The organism is Rhodococcus sp. 24CO (genome assembly GCF_050586165.1).
In the GTDB taxonomy this organism is placed as follows: domain Bacteria; phylum Actinomycetota; class Actinomycetes; order Mycobacteriales; family Mycobacteriaceae; genus Rhodococcus_F.
This window is the reverse complement of record NZ_JAZFNF010000017.1, coordinates 26,305-41,931: the sequence shown is the minus strand read 5'-3', so window position 1 is coordinate 41,931 and position 15,627 is coordinate 26,305. Positions and strand designations below refer to the sequence as shown.

General features: G+C 59.6%; 13 protein-coding genes and 1 pseudogene. 8 read left to right on the top strand and 6 right to left on the bottom strand.

The window, feature by feature from the left end; translation table 11 throughout:
• Window positions 1-144 precede the first annotated feature (144 nt).
• The gene (locus tag V2B23_RS28460) at window positions 145-1,122 is read right to left on the bottom strand and encodes a hypothetical protein (protein ID WP_430953320.1); all 978 of its coding nucleotides are present in this window, start codon (window positions 1,120-1,122) and stop codon (window positions 145-147) included.
• A 173-nt stretch (window positions 1,123-1,295) separates the two neighbouring features.
• On the opposite strand from V2B23_RS28460, the gene V2B23_RS28455 reads away from it, so the two are divergent.
• Complete coding sequence (locus V2B23_RS28455; RefSeq protein WP_430953319.1) at window positions 1,296-1,484, top strand: hypothetical protein; 189 nt, start codon at window positions 1,296-1,298, stop codon at window positions 1,482-1,484.
• 443 nt (window positions 1,485-1,927) lie between these two features.
• Here V2B23_RS28455 and V2B23_RS28450 read toward each other — a convergent pair whose 3' ends face one another.
• From V2B23_RS28450 to V2B23_RS28440, 3 genes are all read right to left on the bottom strand, one after another.
• Complete coding sequence (locus V2B23_RS28450; RefSeq protein WP_430953318.1) at window positions 1,928-2,092, bottom strand: hypothetical protein; 165 nt, start codon at window positions 2,090-2,092, stop codon at window positions 1,928-1,930.
• Between the two features lie 510 nt (window positions 2,093-2,602).
• Window positions 2,603-3,511 (bottom strand): non-homologous end-joining DNA ligase, encoded by a 909-nt coding sequence (gene ligD, locus V2B23_RS28445; RefSeq protein WP_430953317.1) that lies wholly within the window; start codon window positions 3,509-3,511, stop codon window positions 2,603-2,605.
• A gap of 28 nt (window positions 3,512-3,539) precedes the next feature.
• Window positions 3,540-4,274 carry an alpha/beta fold hydrolase gene (locus tag V2B23_RS28440; RefSeq protein WP_430953316.1) on the bottom strand — a complete coding sequence of 245 codons (735 nt, stop codon included), beginning with the start codon at window positions 4,272-4,274 and terminating at the stop codon, window positions 3,540-3,542.
• A 502-nt stretch (window positions 4,275-4,776) separates the two neighbouring features.
• Here V2B23_RS28440 and V2B23_RS28435 point away from each other — a divergent pair.
• The 3 genes from V2B23_RS28435 to V2B23_RS28425 all read left to right on the top strand — a co-directional run bounded on the left by V2B23_RS28435 (window position 4,777) and on the right by V2B23_RS28425 (window position 7,471).
• Window positions 4,777-4,899, top strand: coding sequence for a hypothetical protein (locus tag V2B23_RS28435; RefSeq protein WP_430953315.1), 123 nt, complete (start codon window positions 4,777-4,779; stop codon window positions 4,897-4,899).
• A gap of 489 nt (window positions 4,900-5,388) precedes the next feature.
• Window positions 5,389-5,922: a hypothetical protein gene (locus V2B23_RS28430; RefSeq protein WP_430953314.1), complete on the top strand. Its 534-nt coding sequence runs from the start codon at window positions 5,389-5,391 to the stop codon at window positions 5,920-5,922.
• A 508-nt stretch (window positions 5,923-6,430) separates the two neighbouring features.
• Complete coding sequence (locus V2B23_RS28425; RefSeq protein ID WP_430953313.1) at window positions 6,431-7,471, top strand: DNA cytosine methyltransferase; 1,041 nt, start codon at window positions 6,431-6,433, stop codon at window positions 7,469-7,471.
• Here the strand turns inward: V2B23_RS28425 and V2B23_RS28420 are convergent.
• Together V2B23_RS28420 and V2B23_RS28415 are read right to left on the bottom strand one after the other, a co-directional pair.
• Window positions 7,455-8,162: an MAE_28990/MAE_18760 family HEPN-like nuclease gene (locus tag V2B23_RS28420; RefSeq protein WP_430953312.1), complete on the bottom strand. Its 708-nt coding sequence runs from the start codon at window positions 8,160-8,162 to the stop codon at window positions 7,455-7,457. The two genes, V2B23_RS28425 and V2B23_RS28420, sit on opposite strands and share 17 nt — an antisense overlap.
• Complete coding sequence (locus tag V2B23_RS28415) at window positions 8,159-9,256, bottom strand: DUF262 domain-containing protein (protein ID WP_430953311.1); 1,098 nt, start codon at window positions 9,254-9,256, stop codon at window positions 8,159-8,161. The genes V2B23_RS28420 and V2B23_RS28415 overlap by 4 nt, the downstream gene beginning before the upstream one ends.
• Window positions 9,257-10,420: 1,164 nt before the next feature.
• On the opposite strand from V2B23_RS28415, the pseudogene V2B23_RS28410 reads away from it, so the two are divergent.
• The 4 genes and pseudogenes from V2B23_RS28410 to V2B23_RS28395 all read left to right on the top strand — a co-directional run bounded on the left by V2B23_RS28410 (window position 10,421) and on the right by V2B23_RS28395 (window position 15,581).
• Window positions 10,421-11,007: pseudogene (locus V2B23_RS28410) on the top strand (helix-turn-helix transcriptional regulator).
• Window positions 11,008-11,113: 106 nt separating this feature from the next.
• On the top strand, window positions 11,114-12,205 hold the full coding sequence (locus V2B23_RS28405; protein WP_430953310.1) for a sensor histidine kinase: 1,092 nt from the start codon (window positions 11,114-11,116) through the stop codon (window positions 12,203-12,205).
• On the top strand, window positions 12,202-13,236 hold the full coding sequence (locus V2B23_RS28400) for a hypothetical protein (RefSeq protein WP_430953309.1): 1,035 nt from the start codon (window positions 12,202-12,204) through the stop codon (window positions 13,234-13,236). Before V2B23_RS28405 ends, V2B23_RS28400 begins: the two co-directional genes overlap by 4 nt.
• Window positions 13,237-13,763: 527 nt before the next feature.
• Window positions 13,764-15,581, top strand: a complete 1,818-nt coding sequence (locus V2B23_RS28395) for a cutinase family protein (RefSeq protein WP_430953308.1) — start codon at window positions 13,764-13,766, stop codon at window positions 15,579-15,581.
• Window positions 15,582-15,627: the final 46 nt, after the last annotated feature.

The window sequence follows — 15,627 nt, the reverse complement described above, 5'->3', positions numbered from 1 at the left end:
GTGTCGTCATCTCGGCACCTCCTCGCCGAGCATTCACTCAGCTAGTCGGGCCGAAACACCGTTTTAGAGACAGTCCCTTCCCTTCTCGCCTAACGGGATTCAGCAGGTCTAGAGGATTAGCCCGTGCGCATCTCGCGGACGGTCTTACCCGGCACGTCTGGATTTGCGGTCGTTGCGCCACGGGCCGTGCCACCTCCCGTACATGTCCTCGTGGACCACCTTCTCGCTCAGATCCGTGACCTCGCTCGACAATCCCAGCAGGAGAGGGGTTGCCACGTACTGAACTTTGGGGTTCTTGTTTCGGTGGGGTGCATCTGTTGGCTTACCGCGCCGTTTGATTGCGCATAATCCGACCATCTGCGTGTTCCCAGCGTTGAATTCCGAGTATGCGGTCGAGGTCGTGATGAATGCCGGGTCATAGGGCATGACGATCCGAACTCCCTGCTTCTTGATGTACACGACTGGGTCGACGTTCAGGTCCCCGGTCAGTGTGGGTGTGGCGCCGGGCTCCGGGCAGTTCAGGGTGAATACACGCCTGTCGAACACCAACAGTTGCCCGTTCCTGAGCGACCGCAGGTTGAGATTCTGGGTGAACCGTCGGACAGGGAGTTCGACTTCTCTCATCCGAGTGACAACGGATCCCACTGCCGCGGCAAGAGTGATGATGTTCCGCTGACCGTGCGGTGGGATGTTCGACATATCCGACGGGATTCCGCGGGTTGCCAACAGCGTGTTCAGTCGCGGGACGTTCGCGTAATGCAGAATGTCGATCCTCGGCACGCCCCCGGGTATTGCTTCCTTTCCGGGCTGCGCCGCTGTCACCACGGATCCGCCGGCCAGGCCCTGCCGAGATTGGCTCACATCACGAGCCTGCTGACGCAAACGCTTGAGGTCCGCAGTCGGCGGAGCACCGGACAGGATGAGAACGAGCGTTCCGAACTGCTGGGTGTCGGAAGGGGCTACCGCTCCCTTGAACCACTGACTCAAACTCGATGTACTCAGCTTCACGTTCCGGTTCGCGGCATCCGCGACCAGACTTTTGAGAGTCGGTTTGTGCGCTCGTTCCCAGAGGTCCGTCAGCGCTGCGCCCAGACGCATTTTTGCATCCACCGGCTCGGACATTAGATGTTCCTCTCGAACCTGGTAGTTGTCCGAGTTCCGAGAGTCGGAATTCCGGCGCACCCAATCTGAACAGGCAATTGACAGACTCTAGCGCGGCGGAACATCGCCGGACAGCAGCGTGTGGGAGAGAACTGAAGGCAGCCCGCACACACTGCACCCCAAGGAACCAACTCATGCCACTGCTCGACACCTTCACCCAACTCGGTCACGACGTCATGCCGCACCTGGCGCTCGCATACTTCGCCCTGATCACCGCGATATCCCTGATCGCTGTGTGCGCACGTTCCAAGGAACGCCGTGGCGATGCACTCGCAGTCCTTCGCACACTACTTCTCCGTAACAAACGCAAAGGGCGGCGGTGATGTCCTCGTGTCGTAAAACTGCTCACTGCACAAGCAGGAGCTCGTTCACGCCGCTGAACTGCGAAGACGACACGTCCCCGACCGTTTTCGTATCCGCTGGGGGCGACCTTCCGGCGCAGTGCATGTGTCGACGACAGGAACCACACATGCTCAGAATCGACCTACGGGGTTGTCTGGACAAACAACAGTCACATCACCCCTCTCGCCTAACCTCCGGTACGAGTCGCACAGACATCGAGCCCTTGCCGAAAATAGGCTTTGAACAGGAATGATGACACCTGCTGACCGTTGTGGCGGCCACATTGATACTGGTCGTGATCCACGTAGGGCCAGCAGTGACGCTGGGCATCGCCATCAGCGGCGCGATTGGGCCGCGCACGTGGGCGTGCGGAGAATGTGATCAGATGCCTACGCCAGGCAGTCACGACGCTCGGCGATCACGATCAGCACCGCGACTCGTCTGCCCGGCCAGCCCTGGAGTCGTTGCGTTCATCGAGCACTCGATCAATAACCGACGTCGAGATCGACAAGTCCCGCCCCTCCACCGAGCGGAGGTAGCGGCGGACATCGGTCAACATCGCCAACTCTTCATCGAAACGATCACTCACACAGGCAGTATGCAGCTCGCATCCTCCCAAGAGGTTCACCTGCACTCCCGATACAAAAGTCGGCGATGGCGCATCTCTCCGATCGGCATGTGAAGGGGCAACAAATCGCCCTCTGAGCAGCAGTGACGACACGTCCCCTGACTTCATTTTGGCGTGCTGCTCCCAATCTCGGGCAGAGCGCGGACCGGCGGAATAACCCGGGGCCGGCGTTCGTTGTAGAGGCTGTCGGTGCTGAAGTTCTTTGCCCCGGGTACCACCGAAAGAAATGCCGCTTCGAGCGGCCACTTGCCGAGAGGCGCAAGACTGGCACCGACCCTTTTCAAGCCGCTGGACACCCTCTTCGGGGCCGGCGGCTTCGCCATGTACCAGTCAGAAGGCCAAACGGCACCCCGCACCGCCGAAGTCGCACGGGATTGCTTTCGACAGCGCTATTCGCCATTCCCACGGTAACGGCAGAACCCAGATCCACCCACCTGCGATCATCGGTAATCACTCCTCAAGTTGGACCGATCAGTGACGGCCGGGGAGGTCGACTTCATCGGCGGTCTTGTCGACGCGCAGACCCTTGAATACTGGGTGCCTGAGGCCACCGCCGGTGAACTCCCTGTATTCCACATCGCACACCAAAAGAGGTTCACACCAACGGGCTTCGCGTGCGATTGCTCGTGGTGGCGCGATCGTGAACGGACTGGTGGGGCGTTCAATTTCGAGGAGGCGCTCGCGTAGTTCGCGGCGCTGCCTCGAAGAAAATCCACTGCCGACGGACCCGATATAGATGAGCGCGCCTGAATCGTCGTGGGCGCCGAGGATCAGCGATCCGATGCCTCCGGCCGCACTGCCCGAGCCCTCGACGAATCCTGCCACGATTGCCTCTGCTTTGGCGCGGAGAGGCGTTTTGATCCAGCTAGGAGACCGTTTCCCGGGCTGATACGTCGAGTTGATGCTTTTCGCGAGAATCCCTTCGAGGTGGTGTTTTTTCGCGACCTCGAGCATCGCGGCGCCATCGACGTTGAGCCAAAACGGGGGGACTTTGATGCGTGGGTTCTCGATGCTGAGGCTGGAAAGTGCTTCGCGGCGTTCGAGATACGGCAGTTCGGTGGTCGAGGTGCCGTCGATGTCGAGGACGTCGAAGACGTAGTAGGTGGTCAGGGCATCGTTTCGGAGTTCGGCGGAGGGTGCGCGGACATGCATTCTGCGTTGCAACCGGGCGAACGACGGAACACCCTTGTCGAGGGCGACAATTTCTCCGTCGAGAACGGTTTCGCGGTGACCGAGCACAGCGGCGAGGGCGTCGACGATCTCCGGGAATGACTCGCTGACCCGGTTGCCGTTGCGCGACCACAACGCCGCCGTTTCCTGACCTGTGGTGGCGATCGCCCGCATGCCATCCCATTTTCCCTCCCAGGCCCTTAACTGCACTATCGGTCTTGACCGCCTACCGCGCCGCTTAGTCCCGTCCAGCCTCAACCATCTTCCCCGCGAGAGCAGTGGGGTTAGTGAAAATGACCTCGTGACTTCCGGGCATCTGCACAATTCTGCATAAACCCAACCGACTTGAAAAACGCGGATGCCAGGCGTATTCCCCATGCGGCATTGCGGTGTCTTCAGTGCAGTTCAGATAGGACGCCTTCAAACGGCCGGTGGCGATGAGCTCGTAGAACTTAGTTAACTCCACTTTATCTTCGAGCATTGAAACGGGAGTTGCACATAGGCTTTCGTATGCGCGCCAAGCGGTTTCGTGATCCGCGTCGTTCAGGAATGCCTCGCGCCACACCTCCCAGGGCAACTCGAACATGCCGCCGGAGGACCCGCCCTGCACCATCTCACGGTAGTGCGGCGGAGATTCATCATTGATGCTCTTGCCGCTTTCGAGCACAAACGCATTCCAGAACACGAGTCGTCGAATGCGATCAGGGACCGCCTCGGCGACTTTGGAGACGATAGTGCCTCCAAAACTGTGCCCTACCAGGATGAAGTCCTGGATATCCTTGTCGACGATGTATTGCACGATCGAGTCGACGCCATCCGCGTGCGAGACACTCGGGTCCGACTCACGGAACCCCGCCACGGTCGGCGTGTACACACGATGACCATCCGCTCGAAGACTCTCGGCAACTGGGGCCCAGTGATCTCCTGTATGCCAAGCACCGTGAATTAGTACGAACGTATACGGTTTCGACACCGCCGCCTCCTCGAATTTATGACCACTTCACCGCGACACGGAAAGCCCTTCAATCGCGCTAGGACGGCCACCGAACGAATGGAATGAGTATGTGCGACAAGTCATATTCCCGTCCAATGCGATTGGAGCTGCGAGGTATACCTAGAAGGCATATCTTTCGAGGTTAAACCGCAGTCCATCGCCTACTGGTGAACCTTGCGAGAGTGTTTCCTCAGACGCGGGCAGCCAAGGGACGCCTCACTGCCGAGAGTTGGAGTAGGCGAACACACCAGGCCAGCAACCATGCATTATCAAGAAATCATCCCGCAACACCATTTCCGTGCTCGACCTGCAATGATGCGATCCTCTAGTTCAGTTAAGACGCCAGCGCTCACCGGTCGGGGAATGCCCGAGAGTGGCGAGCATCGGCGGGACCGGCTTTCCGGTCGCGGAGCTCATATATCGAGCGTGCGCGGGTTTAAGCTGGTTTCGCCGGGTTTTCCGCGGTTGAGACAATAGTGGGATGAGCGAGATCGCAGACCCGGACAAGCCCACACGGTGGACGCCCGCCCCGGACAACGGGCAGGCCGGCACCGTTCTACTTCCCCACGGGGATTTGGGCATATCGCTACAAGGGCAGCGATGAGCTGATCCCTCTGAAGAAGCCGGCAGACCTCGAGCCCACTGAGGCCGGCGAGTAACCGACCAGGTCGAATCCAGGCGAGCGAGGCCCTCACCGAGGTGAGGGCCTCGCTCATAGGTGACACAGTCTGGTCGTAAACATGTAAGATGCTCGACTCCATCAGACGAAACATATTGACACACAACAACATTCGAAAACACCCAATAACGAGACTCACAACGCCCCCACCCGACACGCATCACTCCCCCACACCACCGAGCCCGAGCACCCCGCCAGCCCCCACCGCCGGCGCCTAATTCGCCGGCGCCCCACAACACCCACAACAACCACCAGGGACATGTCATCACCCCGAATCACACGCGACCTACACTCGCAATCAGGGCGAAAGAAGACGCTCAACGATCTGATGGCGCAACTCAGACCCGACCTCAGTCGGGAACCGCTCGGCGTCCTCGTCGACTGGCGGAAGGTCAGCAGCGAGGCAGTCCACGCGTGGTCCTGATGTTCGACGTGGAGACCGCCGACGGCATCTCGTTCTGCGGTATCGCAGACGAAGACCTCACGATCACCGAGCTCACCCGACTCGCCCCCGGACAGACGTTGCCCATGCGCTACCTGCCAGCCGTCATGGACCACTACGCCGCCCTCGCCCGAGACGCGGACCCCACCCACGTGCAGGGACTCTACGAGCAGGCGCGGCTGGATCCGGTGTCTTTGGTCAAGGCGACGATCTGGAACGGACGACACCGTCGTGGCTGCTGCCGCGCCGGTCGCCGAGAAGCCTGTGACCCGAAGCTGCTGTTCGTCATCAGTCCCGCAGCCGACGCATGCGATCTGGCGCGACGAAGCCGGAGCGTCAGGCGATACGATTATCGCCCGAATCCGGCAAGGCCGAGGAAGGCAAGGAGTACCGTCGAGGCTGCGAACGTCGATCAACTGGCATCAATGTACGTCGAGACGCTCCGGACCCGTGCACAACTGCGCAGTCGAGATTCGTGGTGTGCATCGAGAAGTCGTAGTCCATGAGAATTTCCTAACGTGTTCGACGACGATGATCAGCAGCCGTCGGTATTCGTGGCCGACCCCTTCAGCGTCGGCGGGCGCATGTACCGGACCTCGTTGCCGCGCCGACTGGGGTGTCGGATTGACCGGTTCGGCGGGTCGCCATCGATTCCGCCCGCGAGTGTGGGCAACTGCAGGCCCAACCGTGACGAGGCCGTCCGTTTCCGTTCACCGCATTGATGAGGGAGTCCTGGAGGTGTTTCGGTCGATGTCCGCTCCCAGGGGCCGCCACCGAATCACTACCAGGCAGTGAAGTGTCCCATTCGCATCTGGATCAACCGATACTGGAATGGGATGTGTACATCTGGGTCTGGCGGTCTACAGGGTGGAGCAGCGGTCGCGGTGCCCTTCCGTCTACATCATTCCCCGGCTTCCGTGTGCCCGTACTGGATGGAGAAACTCGTGATGAGATGATCTATGTCGAAGGTGCGCCCGCGAGTGCACAAATTGTCTAGAGAGACGGAGTACTGATTTGGCCGCCCCTGGTTCAGTAAGAGCCATCGACCTGTTCTGCGGGGCAGGTGGGCTTGCTTGCGGACTACAACGGTCCGGGGTGGACGTCATAGCTGGGATTGACGTCGATCCTGACTGTCAATTTCCGTTTTCGACCAATAATTCAGCCGACTTCTATCTCAGAGACATACGCACTATCAGTGGAGACGAACTTAAAAAAATGTGGGGTCGGGGCGATTCGTTGAAAGTATTGGCTGGATGCGCTCCATGCCAACCATTCTCCAAACTCCGCCAAGCAGGCAAGAAAAGCAAAGACGAAAAGTGGAATCTCCTCCGCGAATTTGGCAGGCTTGTTGACGAAACAAGGCCGGACTTCGTTACGATGGAAAATGTTCCGGGACTTGCAAGTACGGATGTGTTCTCCAACTTTGTCTCCGAATTAATCGCAAACGGATACCACGTCGACCATCGGGTGGTGCATCTTCCCGACTATGGCCTGCCCCAACACCGGAAGCGACTAGTACTTCTCGCTTCGCGTACCGGAGAGATCCAGGTCCCGCGAGGTACCCATAGCGCGGCCGACTATGTCACGGTCAAGGACGCAATCGGCTCAATCGAACCGATCGTCCACGGCCAGCAGAGCCGCTCCGATCCGATGCATCGAACGCAGGCGTTGAGTGAGAAGAATTTACATCGGATTCGCTCATCTAACCCTGGCGGAACTTGGCGTGAGTGGCCCGAAGAACTCCAACTTGCATGCCACAAGAAGGATACTGGGAAATATTATGCCAGTGTATACGGGCGGATGGAATGGGATTCCCCGAGTCCGACAATCACAACTCAGTTTTACAATTACGGCACCGGCCGTTTTGGTCACCCTGAACAAGACCGAGCCATTTCCCTGAGAGAAGGATCGGTTCTTCAGGGGTTCCCACCGGAGTACCAGTTTGTGCCCGCGGGCGAACGAATCACGATCGACAGAATAGGCCGCCTGATCGGGAATGCAGTACCACCGATATTGGGGACCGTAATCGGAAAATCAATTATGCGCGCATTATAGAGCCCAAATAGCCCGAATTATTTATATATTCCTCGAAATGGTTGACAACAACCTCCATATACTCGGCAGCGAGCGTGAATATTTCCCTTAAGTCGGTTACTGTGCTGTCCTGACCGACTTCAGAGAATGCTCGATTCCCGTGAGCCAAATCGTTCCTTACCATGACGAGACCTTCAAGAAGGGTACGATCATTGATCGCTTTCCTCTTGACCCTCGTATGCAACTCAGGAATAATTTCAAACTCGATCCCGACTTTCCGAAGCGCCTTCTCAACATTGGAGTCTGTGCAGTTTCCCGATGGCGCCGAAAAGACAAACTCCGGGATAGAGGTACCACTGGCATCGTTAAGTAGATCCCGGGCAAATACGGCCGCTTTCTCATGGGAACTAGCCATAATTCTATTTCCATACTTTGACACCAGATATAAGTCAAAGATCTCTTGCTTCAAATCTTTAATGGAAGTCGCCGTACCCCTGACTGCAGATGACAGATCCTTTAGACAGACGGACATCGTGGACTCAACCATGTTATATATCATCACGTAGCATGATGCTCTTAATATTCTGAGAGTTTCCCCCTTCGGCGCGTCACCGCTTGCCGCCGTACTTAGCCCCTCTGCCTCCTCAAGATATGCGAGGAGGTTCTCTGCCTCCCCGCACCTTTCCTGGAAAACATCTCTCGCCGCGGTCACGAAACCGATCCCAGCAAACCATCCTTAATAAAGGCAATTCTTTGCCTCAGTCGAGCCCTCGCGTTCGCACCATCGGAACGGACGATCGCACCAAACTCTTCACTATCAAGAAGTTCTTTCAGTTTATTCTTGTCAACCCGAAGGTCGGGGATCTGTTCAAGCGCCTGCTTCGTACCGATCGCGATAGCTTCGTACCGTGTTTTTGGTGTTGCGGCGGCGCGCTCATTTTTCTTGAATCCATAAGGGGTACTCGATGCGATAAACTCCATCGTTCGATTGAATTCCTCTCTCATCGAGTTCGATCGTTCAGGATTTCGAGTTAGTTCTTCGCTCATATTTTTTGCGTATGCAAATAGGTAGTCGGCTACCCTATCTCTGTATCCGTCCAAGTCTCCAGAAAGTGCAAAGAACCGCGAAACGAGCTCTTCCCGGGCCCTGGAGTTCTCTTGCATCTGAGACATCGGGGTCAAGCTCTTGAAGATTTCAGAGCCTGCAAGTTCGGTGACAAGATCCGTGAATGGACCTGGCAGCGCTCCTCGCCGTATCTCGGCCGGATTTGCGCTCTTGCTACCCGTATTGATTCGATCAAAAAGCTCAGCCCGAGCTTGATCATCAGCCTGCTCATCGAGAACAACGCCTCGAATCGTGCGATTCTTCAACTTTCGTTGCCGCGATTCCTTCAGATCATTAAAACAAAATCCACTGACTTTGGTGAGCGATTCCAGTTCGCCAAGACGAAGGTTTCCGTCAAGAAATTCGCTAATCGTTCTGATCCGCTGTGAACCATCTACTATCTCAAGTCGCCCGTCTGCGTTGTTTTCCCAGAAGAATAGAAAAGGAATCGGTAAACCCATCAGAAGGGATTCGATAAATCTGTGCTTGCGATCTTCCTCCCACACATACTCCCTCTGATACTCAGGAATGTAGAAATCATCCGACCGCAGCTTGTCAGCGAGGTACTCGATCGTGTATTCGACAGTGTTGTAGCCAATTTTCCGGGACTCCTCGTCGATCTGCGCTTCAGCAGCCTCTGTGTCGAGGCCAGAAGGTCTCTGACCTGCCGCAATCGTAGTTTGATCAACCTGAGCCGCCATTGATGCCCTCCCAAATCCCGCCAACAAAGCAAGTCCAGCCACTATATGGGTCGGTAGATCCATGCCCGCACGCGAGTGCCGAACCCGACACTTCATTTGGCCACGATCAAATCCTATGAGGCTCCGGACCCAACCTTCAGGAACCTGATGCGGCACTCTCGCACCCCGGAATTCAGGAATCCCACCCGAGGAAAGCGAGAGACAGACCCGCATAGGCGATCTCGAAAAAGTACCTACGCGTTGCAAGAACCCGGAGAAGCCGCGAACCTGACTCTGCGAGCACATCGCACCACTCCAGGACGATCTCGCCTGGCTCACCCAACCCGAACCCGCGGGCCGATGGTGATCCTATGGTCACAATGGCCGAATGACTGTGGGAAATCGTCAGGGAGTACAACCAGTGACGCACGGGCCTCCCCGGATTTCGACGCCCGGCCTGAAAGCACCCACCGCCCCCGGCACTGAGACGACCGAGCACGCACGCCAGCCACGGGCGTCACCCAAGTAGGAAAGCAGCATTCCCGGCGCAAGTAATACAAAACTCAAGTAACAGTTACCGGGCGAAGACTGGCATCCGACACTGAGTGCCATATATGGTTCTTCCGCTCTCGTGACTGCTGAGCCAGTCGCAGGATCGAGCCGTCCCGCCGGCGTGACATCCCCCAGATCGTCGGCGGGACAACATAATCGATAAACGTCGCAATGCTTTTCATCTCCGTTCCCGGCACCCGGACCCATTAAACGGCCGACCATCCACTCTCGGCGAATACGCCTGTCGTCGGTCGACCTCGGTGAGCAGCCAGACGCTTCTGGGACATAGGTCCCTTAAAAATACGTACCGGATGGAATATTATTTTCAGCGCACAGATCTTCCGGGCTGATGTGCTTCAGTCCGAGAAGTCGGTACAGGCCTTGTCGGACCATCCGTAAAATCCGAAGGCCCGACAAGGCCCCGGCATCTACTCGGTCCAGTTCTCGAGCACGGCATGGCCGGCTAGCCAACTGCTGGGCGTTTGTGTGTGCTGAAATGTCGATGATGCGCACGGGTAGCTGAATACGGTTCGGCGCCCTCGACACAGGAGATCCGATGTGGTGACAGATTCGGGTGTGAAGCAAATCGGCGTCGTGGAAGATCATTCCGCAGTGATACTGGGGTTGAAGGCCATGTTGGCCGACCACCCCAATGTGGAAGTCGCGGCAACGGCCCCCACGGTCACAGACCTGCTGAATCAACAGATTCCGTTGGATTTCGTGCTGCTCGACCTACGACTGGCAGACGGCTCCTCCCCACCGCAAACGTCGACACACTGCGAACAGCAGGATTAGAAGCACTGATATTCACCGGCGCCGAAAACCCCTACCTGGTCAGATTGGCAGCGAAAGCCGGCGTGCTCGGCGTTATCCGCAAGTCAGCACCGACAGAGCAGGTCGTCGACGCCATCGCCGCAGCCGCCGCCGGCCACCCTGTGGCAACCACAGAATGGGCCGCTGCGATCGACGGCGATCCGGACCTAGGCGACGTCGGACTCAGTCCGCGACAACAAGACGTCCTGACCTTGTACGCCTCCGGGGAGAAAGCCGACCGCGTAGCGCGAATGACCGGCCTGACCCCGCACACCGTCAACGACTACCTCGCGCGTATTCGCATCAAATACGCCGACGCGGGACGGCCGGCCCGAACGAAAACAGACCTCTACAAACGAGCCGTCGAGGACGGGTGGCTTCCGGTGCCGGAGCATCCGGTCCGATGACGCATCAGATACCCCTTCTTCCACAGTCTGTCGCTCGAACCGAAGACACCGACCGGATCTTGCGGATGTTCGCCAGATTCACCAGCATCGGATACGCCGCGTATCTGTGATCTTGTGGCCCTCGATCACCGAGCTCGCACCGCGCATGGACCCGTGGTGGACGCCGACCATCGTTGTGGTCGTGTTCGGATGCGGACTCTTACCAGGCGCATTGTCGTTCCACACCGATACACAGGCGATGCGCACCTCCGCCGCCGTCGCGGCGACAGTGTTCCTGCTTGCGGTCGCCAGTTGGCCGGCGACATGGAACGGACCCGACCTTCCCGCCAGTGACGGCGTCTGGCTCGCCGCGTTCCCCGGGTTGGCGAGCCTTGCTGCAGTACTGGCATGGCCGATACCGGTTGCATTCGTTCACCTGGCGATCGGATGCACCACTGTTCAGACGATCAATCTCGTTGCCCGCGACGGCGCACAAGCAGGGATGTTGATCCCGGAGATCGCGTTCGCGATCATGTTCTGCACCTTGTTCGTCGGAGGCGCCGCGATGGCGCTGCGAACCGGTCGACTTCTCGATGCCACCACCGACGAGACATACGCCGCCGCCGCTGACGCGGCGGCCCAACGCGCTCGCATCGTCGAGCGTGAACGCTTCGACGCGCTCATCCACGACAACGTGCTGTCCACACTTCTGGCCGCCTCACACGGCCAGCCACACCATCTCGTCCGAAGCCTTTCGGAAACGACTCTGGCAGAGCTCGACCATCTCCGAACCGGAAGCGAACCAGGACAACCGTTCTCACTCGCGCACGCTCTCGTTCACCTGCGAACCGCGGCCGCCGACGCTGACGATCAAGCCCCGTTCGACGTGATCCACGCCGATGCCGCACCACTGCCGTTCCTGTCTGCCGAGTGTGTTCGCGCACTGGGATCGGCATTGTCCGAGGCCCTGCGCAACTCTCGCCTCCACGCCGGCCCGGATGCCCTGCGGACAGTCACTGCGACGGTGACCGGCTCGGGAATCCGAATCGAGGTCGCCGACAACGGTTCCGGGTTCGTCACCTCCTCAGTCGCGCCCCACCGACTCGGCATCACCGTCAGCATTCTCGGCCGAATGCGCGCCATACCGGGCGGCTCGGCACACGTGGACACACATCTCGGCGTCGGCACAACAGTGCACCTGGGATGGGAATCCGTATGACGCACCACGACAACGATATTCACGACGTTCGAGAACTACTGGGCCTGCGCACCATCGCAGCGAAAATCGTGGTCACCGCGTACGCGGCGACGTTCGCCCTCGTCGCATGGTCCACGAACCCGCCCGGCGGCGGATGGTTCGAATTCGCCGCGTGGATCATCGTCAGTATCGGGGCGCTCGGACTCATCCTGGTCCCCGGCGACCCACTGTCGATCCTGGCTACTGCGTACCTGACCGTGTCCGTACCGATTGCGGTCAATCTGATCTTTGCCGTCGCCCCGGTGCCGATCGACGGGCTCCTGCAGTTGTGGCCGCTGGCAGCGTCGACGGCGATCTACACCTACATGTGTGTCCGGGGGCGCACCGTCTGGGCGTGGATCGGTATGGCCATCGTCCTGGCCAGCTGCATGCTCTGGGCGGAACGGACCGGTCAAGGCGCCATGTACGGGCTGTCGATGTCGGCGATCAACCTCGCGCCGCTACTCATGGCGACCTTCTTCGCCTGGACCATCCGGCCGGCCGCACGCGAGATCTTCGCCCTACGCCGGCAAACGACGCTGCGCGCCGCGGCCGAAGCGGCCGACACCGCCGTCCTCGACGAGCGCGATGCGCAACTCACACGCCTCGACGACCTCGCCCGCCCGCTCCTCGAACGCATCACCGGCGCCCACCCACTGAACGAGCAGGAACGCCTCGACTGCCAACTCCTCGAAGCGCACCTGCGCGACACGTTGCGAGCCCCGACTCTCGTCGTCCCCCACATCGCCGCCGAAGCGCGTGCAGCCCGTACCCGTGGTGTCGAAGTCGTCCTGCTCGACGACCACGCAATGGACACCGCACCCGAAGAAGTACGAGAGCGCATAGTCGCCGCCGCCGCAGACGGCCTCGCCCACACCCCAGCCGGGACGATCACGATCCGCATCCTTCCACCCGGCCGCAAGGTCCTCGCCACCCTCGTCCACAGCACCGGCGACACCATCGTCCGACTCGAATACGGTCACGACGGTCACCCCCTCGCCCCACGCATCTGATCCCACCCGACTGCTCTCAGCAACTGTGCCCCCATTTTTGGGGTCTCGGCGTCTCGGCGCCACCGGCGGAATCCGTTACCGTTTGAACCCACTCTCTGCGGATCGGATGGTCGGTTTCAGCGGGTGGCGCACCACCCGAACACCGACACGTTCTTCTGGACCGACCACGCACTTCGAGATCGCGCCCCAAAGCGCGCCTCAGCCGACAAGGAACCCCATCATGCGCACACTCTGCACACTCCGGTCGACGCCACTGGGCTCGATCCAGTCAAGAGCCAGCAAACACCCAGCGGGTCGCGCAACAGTCACCAGGACTACCGCATGAACAGGTGAAAACTGAGCTACGGCGCCGCAAGGAATCACTCGAAGGACATGCGCGGGTGGCGACAGAGATTCCCGACGCGCAGCACTTGTCGCTTCCCGCGTAAAGTTCAGCAAACTTCAACTGGCCAAGATAACGCTAAGAAAAAGTATGTGCGCCCTACACCGAGTGGCGTGTAGGGCTAGTCGACCTGGAGGTTTCGAGGATGGTCCGCAAATGGCAGGCAACAGTACTGTCGGTGGCAACAGCCGTCATCGCGTCAGTCACGGTGCCACTATGGGCCGCGCCCACGGCCTCGGCCGCGAACTCGGACTGCGTGCCAGTTGTGGTGATCCCGCTGCGCGGAAGTGGCGAGACCACAGTAGGTATGACGAGCTACCCCGATCAGGTCGGAGGCGGCTGGGAAGGGCCGACTCTCACCAAACTGCTCGGGCCCGCTGCTTGGGGCGGCTATCTGCGTGGGGCCCCCATCCTGGACGTACCGGCTCCGGGCGGAGCACTGGGCGAGCAGGGATACCCGGCGGTACCGGTCGTGCTCATGGAGGACGGCATTATCCACAACGCGAACGAGGTTATTGCATCCGCCAACGAGGGCGCGGGTGCGGCGGTGGCGGTGTACAACCAGTTCAGTCAGGCGCCGGGGTGCGCAGCTCCGAAGGTCGTGTTCGTCGGGTACTCGCAGGGCGCGATGGCAGCTCGGCGTGCAGTGAACTTGGTCAATATCCTCAACCCCGGATCCTCCCCAGTTGCAGGGGTCTTCTCGGTCGGCGACCCGCTGCAAAAAGCTGACGCTGACGGTGTTTTCGGGAGCGGCTCGGACGGTCAGGGCGTGTTTCGGACGCTGCTCGGCGACACCGATGACGAGTTCTACTCACTTCCTGGCCTCGACCGGGTGTCGATCTGCCACGACGACGATGTCATCTGCTCGGTTGAGCCGCCGTTCTCGTACGACACACATCTGACGTACTTCAACGACCGCATGAACTTCGTGACCAGCGCCGGTGCGGCGCCGTCGTCCACGAGCGAGGTCGAGTACATGTCGAAGGCGCTGCAGGCCACAATCACCAAGGCCCGCCTCGACTACGGAATGGGACCGAAGATCGAGCCGGTCAAGGACGTGTACGGCGTCGGTGATTCGGTCACCGCGACCTACAGCCTGGATCGGCCGGCGGTATCCGGCGATCGCTTGAGGATGTACGAGCTGTATCTGGCGCTCGTTCAGTGCCAGGTCGGGATGGGTATGGCCAACCGAAGTGCAACGCCGGCACCGGATGCGCTCGACATTATTCAAATCAACGCCAACGGGAAGCGGCTGACCAGCATCGAGAGCCTGCTCGGCTACAGCGAACCGATCGCGCTCGCCCCCGGCGCGACATCGGTGTCGGTGCGCATCACACTGAACAACGCCGCCCTCAAGAGTGCAGCGCTGACGAAGTTCCAGCCCGGCCCGCTCTACGCTGACGAAGACCGCTTCGACATCAACAGCAACGATATCTTCGACGGCACCGAAGCTTACGCGGCCTACGAACATGTGCTGTCGGGCCGTTGTGGTGGGCTCGATGCCACCGGACCGGGAACGAACTGGTTCGCCGGCATCGTCAACGACGACAACGAAGTGGTGCAGAGCTGGCAGGACTCGCCACCACTGAGACTACGGCTGCTCCCCACCGGATCCCCCGACGCATCTCCTGGATACGCCCGCGGACAGGCGCTGCGCTTGAACATCACCGGGCTTGTGGGCGAGCGCGGCTACAGCATCTATTTCGAATCCGATCCCGTCCTTCTCACCACCGTCACCGCTGACAACGACGGCACCGTCACGACGGACGTCACTATTCCCGGCGACGCCGAACCTGGCCGGCACCACATCGTGGTCCGCGAGAGTGACGGCAGTGAGGCCGCGCGCGTGGCCTTCGATGTGAACGCGGATACCTCACCGGGTCCCGTCGTCAACATCCCGATCGAAGGTGACGAAACGACAACCGAACCACCAACGGCGGGCAGCGCAGGCTTTGGCAGCTAAAAACCCTGAAAGGTCTTCAGTTGCGATCTATTCACCGACGGATCAA

Coding starts and splice junctions, on each gene's coding strand:
- V2B23_RS28460 (WP_430953320.1), bottom strand. CDS start 1,122: ATGTCCGAGCCGGTGGATGCAAAAATGCGTCTGGGCGCAGCGCTGACG.
- V2B23_RS28455 (WP_430953319.1), top strand. CDS start 1,296: ATGCCACTGCTCGACACCTTCACCCAACTCGGTCACGACGTCATGCCG.
- V2B23_RS28435 (WP_430953315.1), top strand. CDS start 4,777: ATGAGCGAGATCGCAGACCCGGACAAGCCCACACGGTGGACGCCCGCC.
- V2B23_RS28415 (WP_430953311.1), bottom strand. CDS start 9,256: ATGGCGGCTCAGGTTGATCAAACTACGATTGCGGCAGGTCAGAGACCT.
- V2B23_RS28400 (WP_430953309.1), top strand. CDS start 12,202: ATGACGCACCACGACAACGATATTCACGACGTTCGAGAACTACTGGGC.
- V2B23_RS28395 (WP_430953308.1), top strand. CDS start 13,764: ATGGTCCGCAAATGGCAGGCAACAGTACTGTCGGTGGCAACAGCCGTC.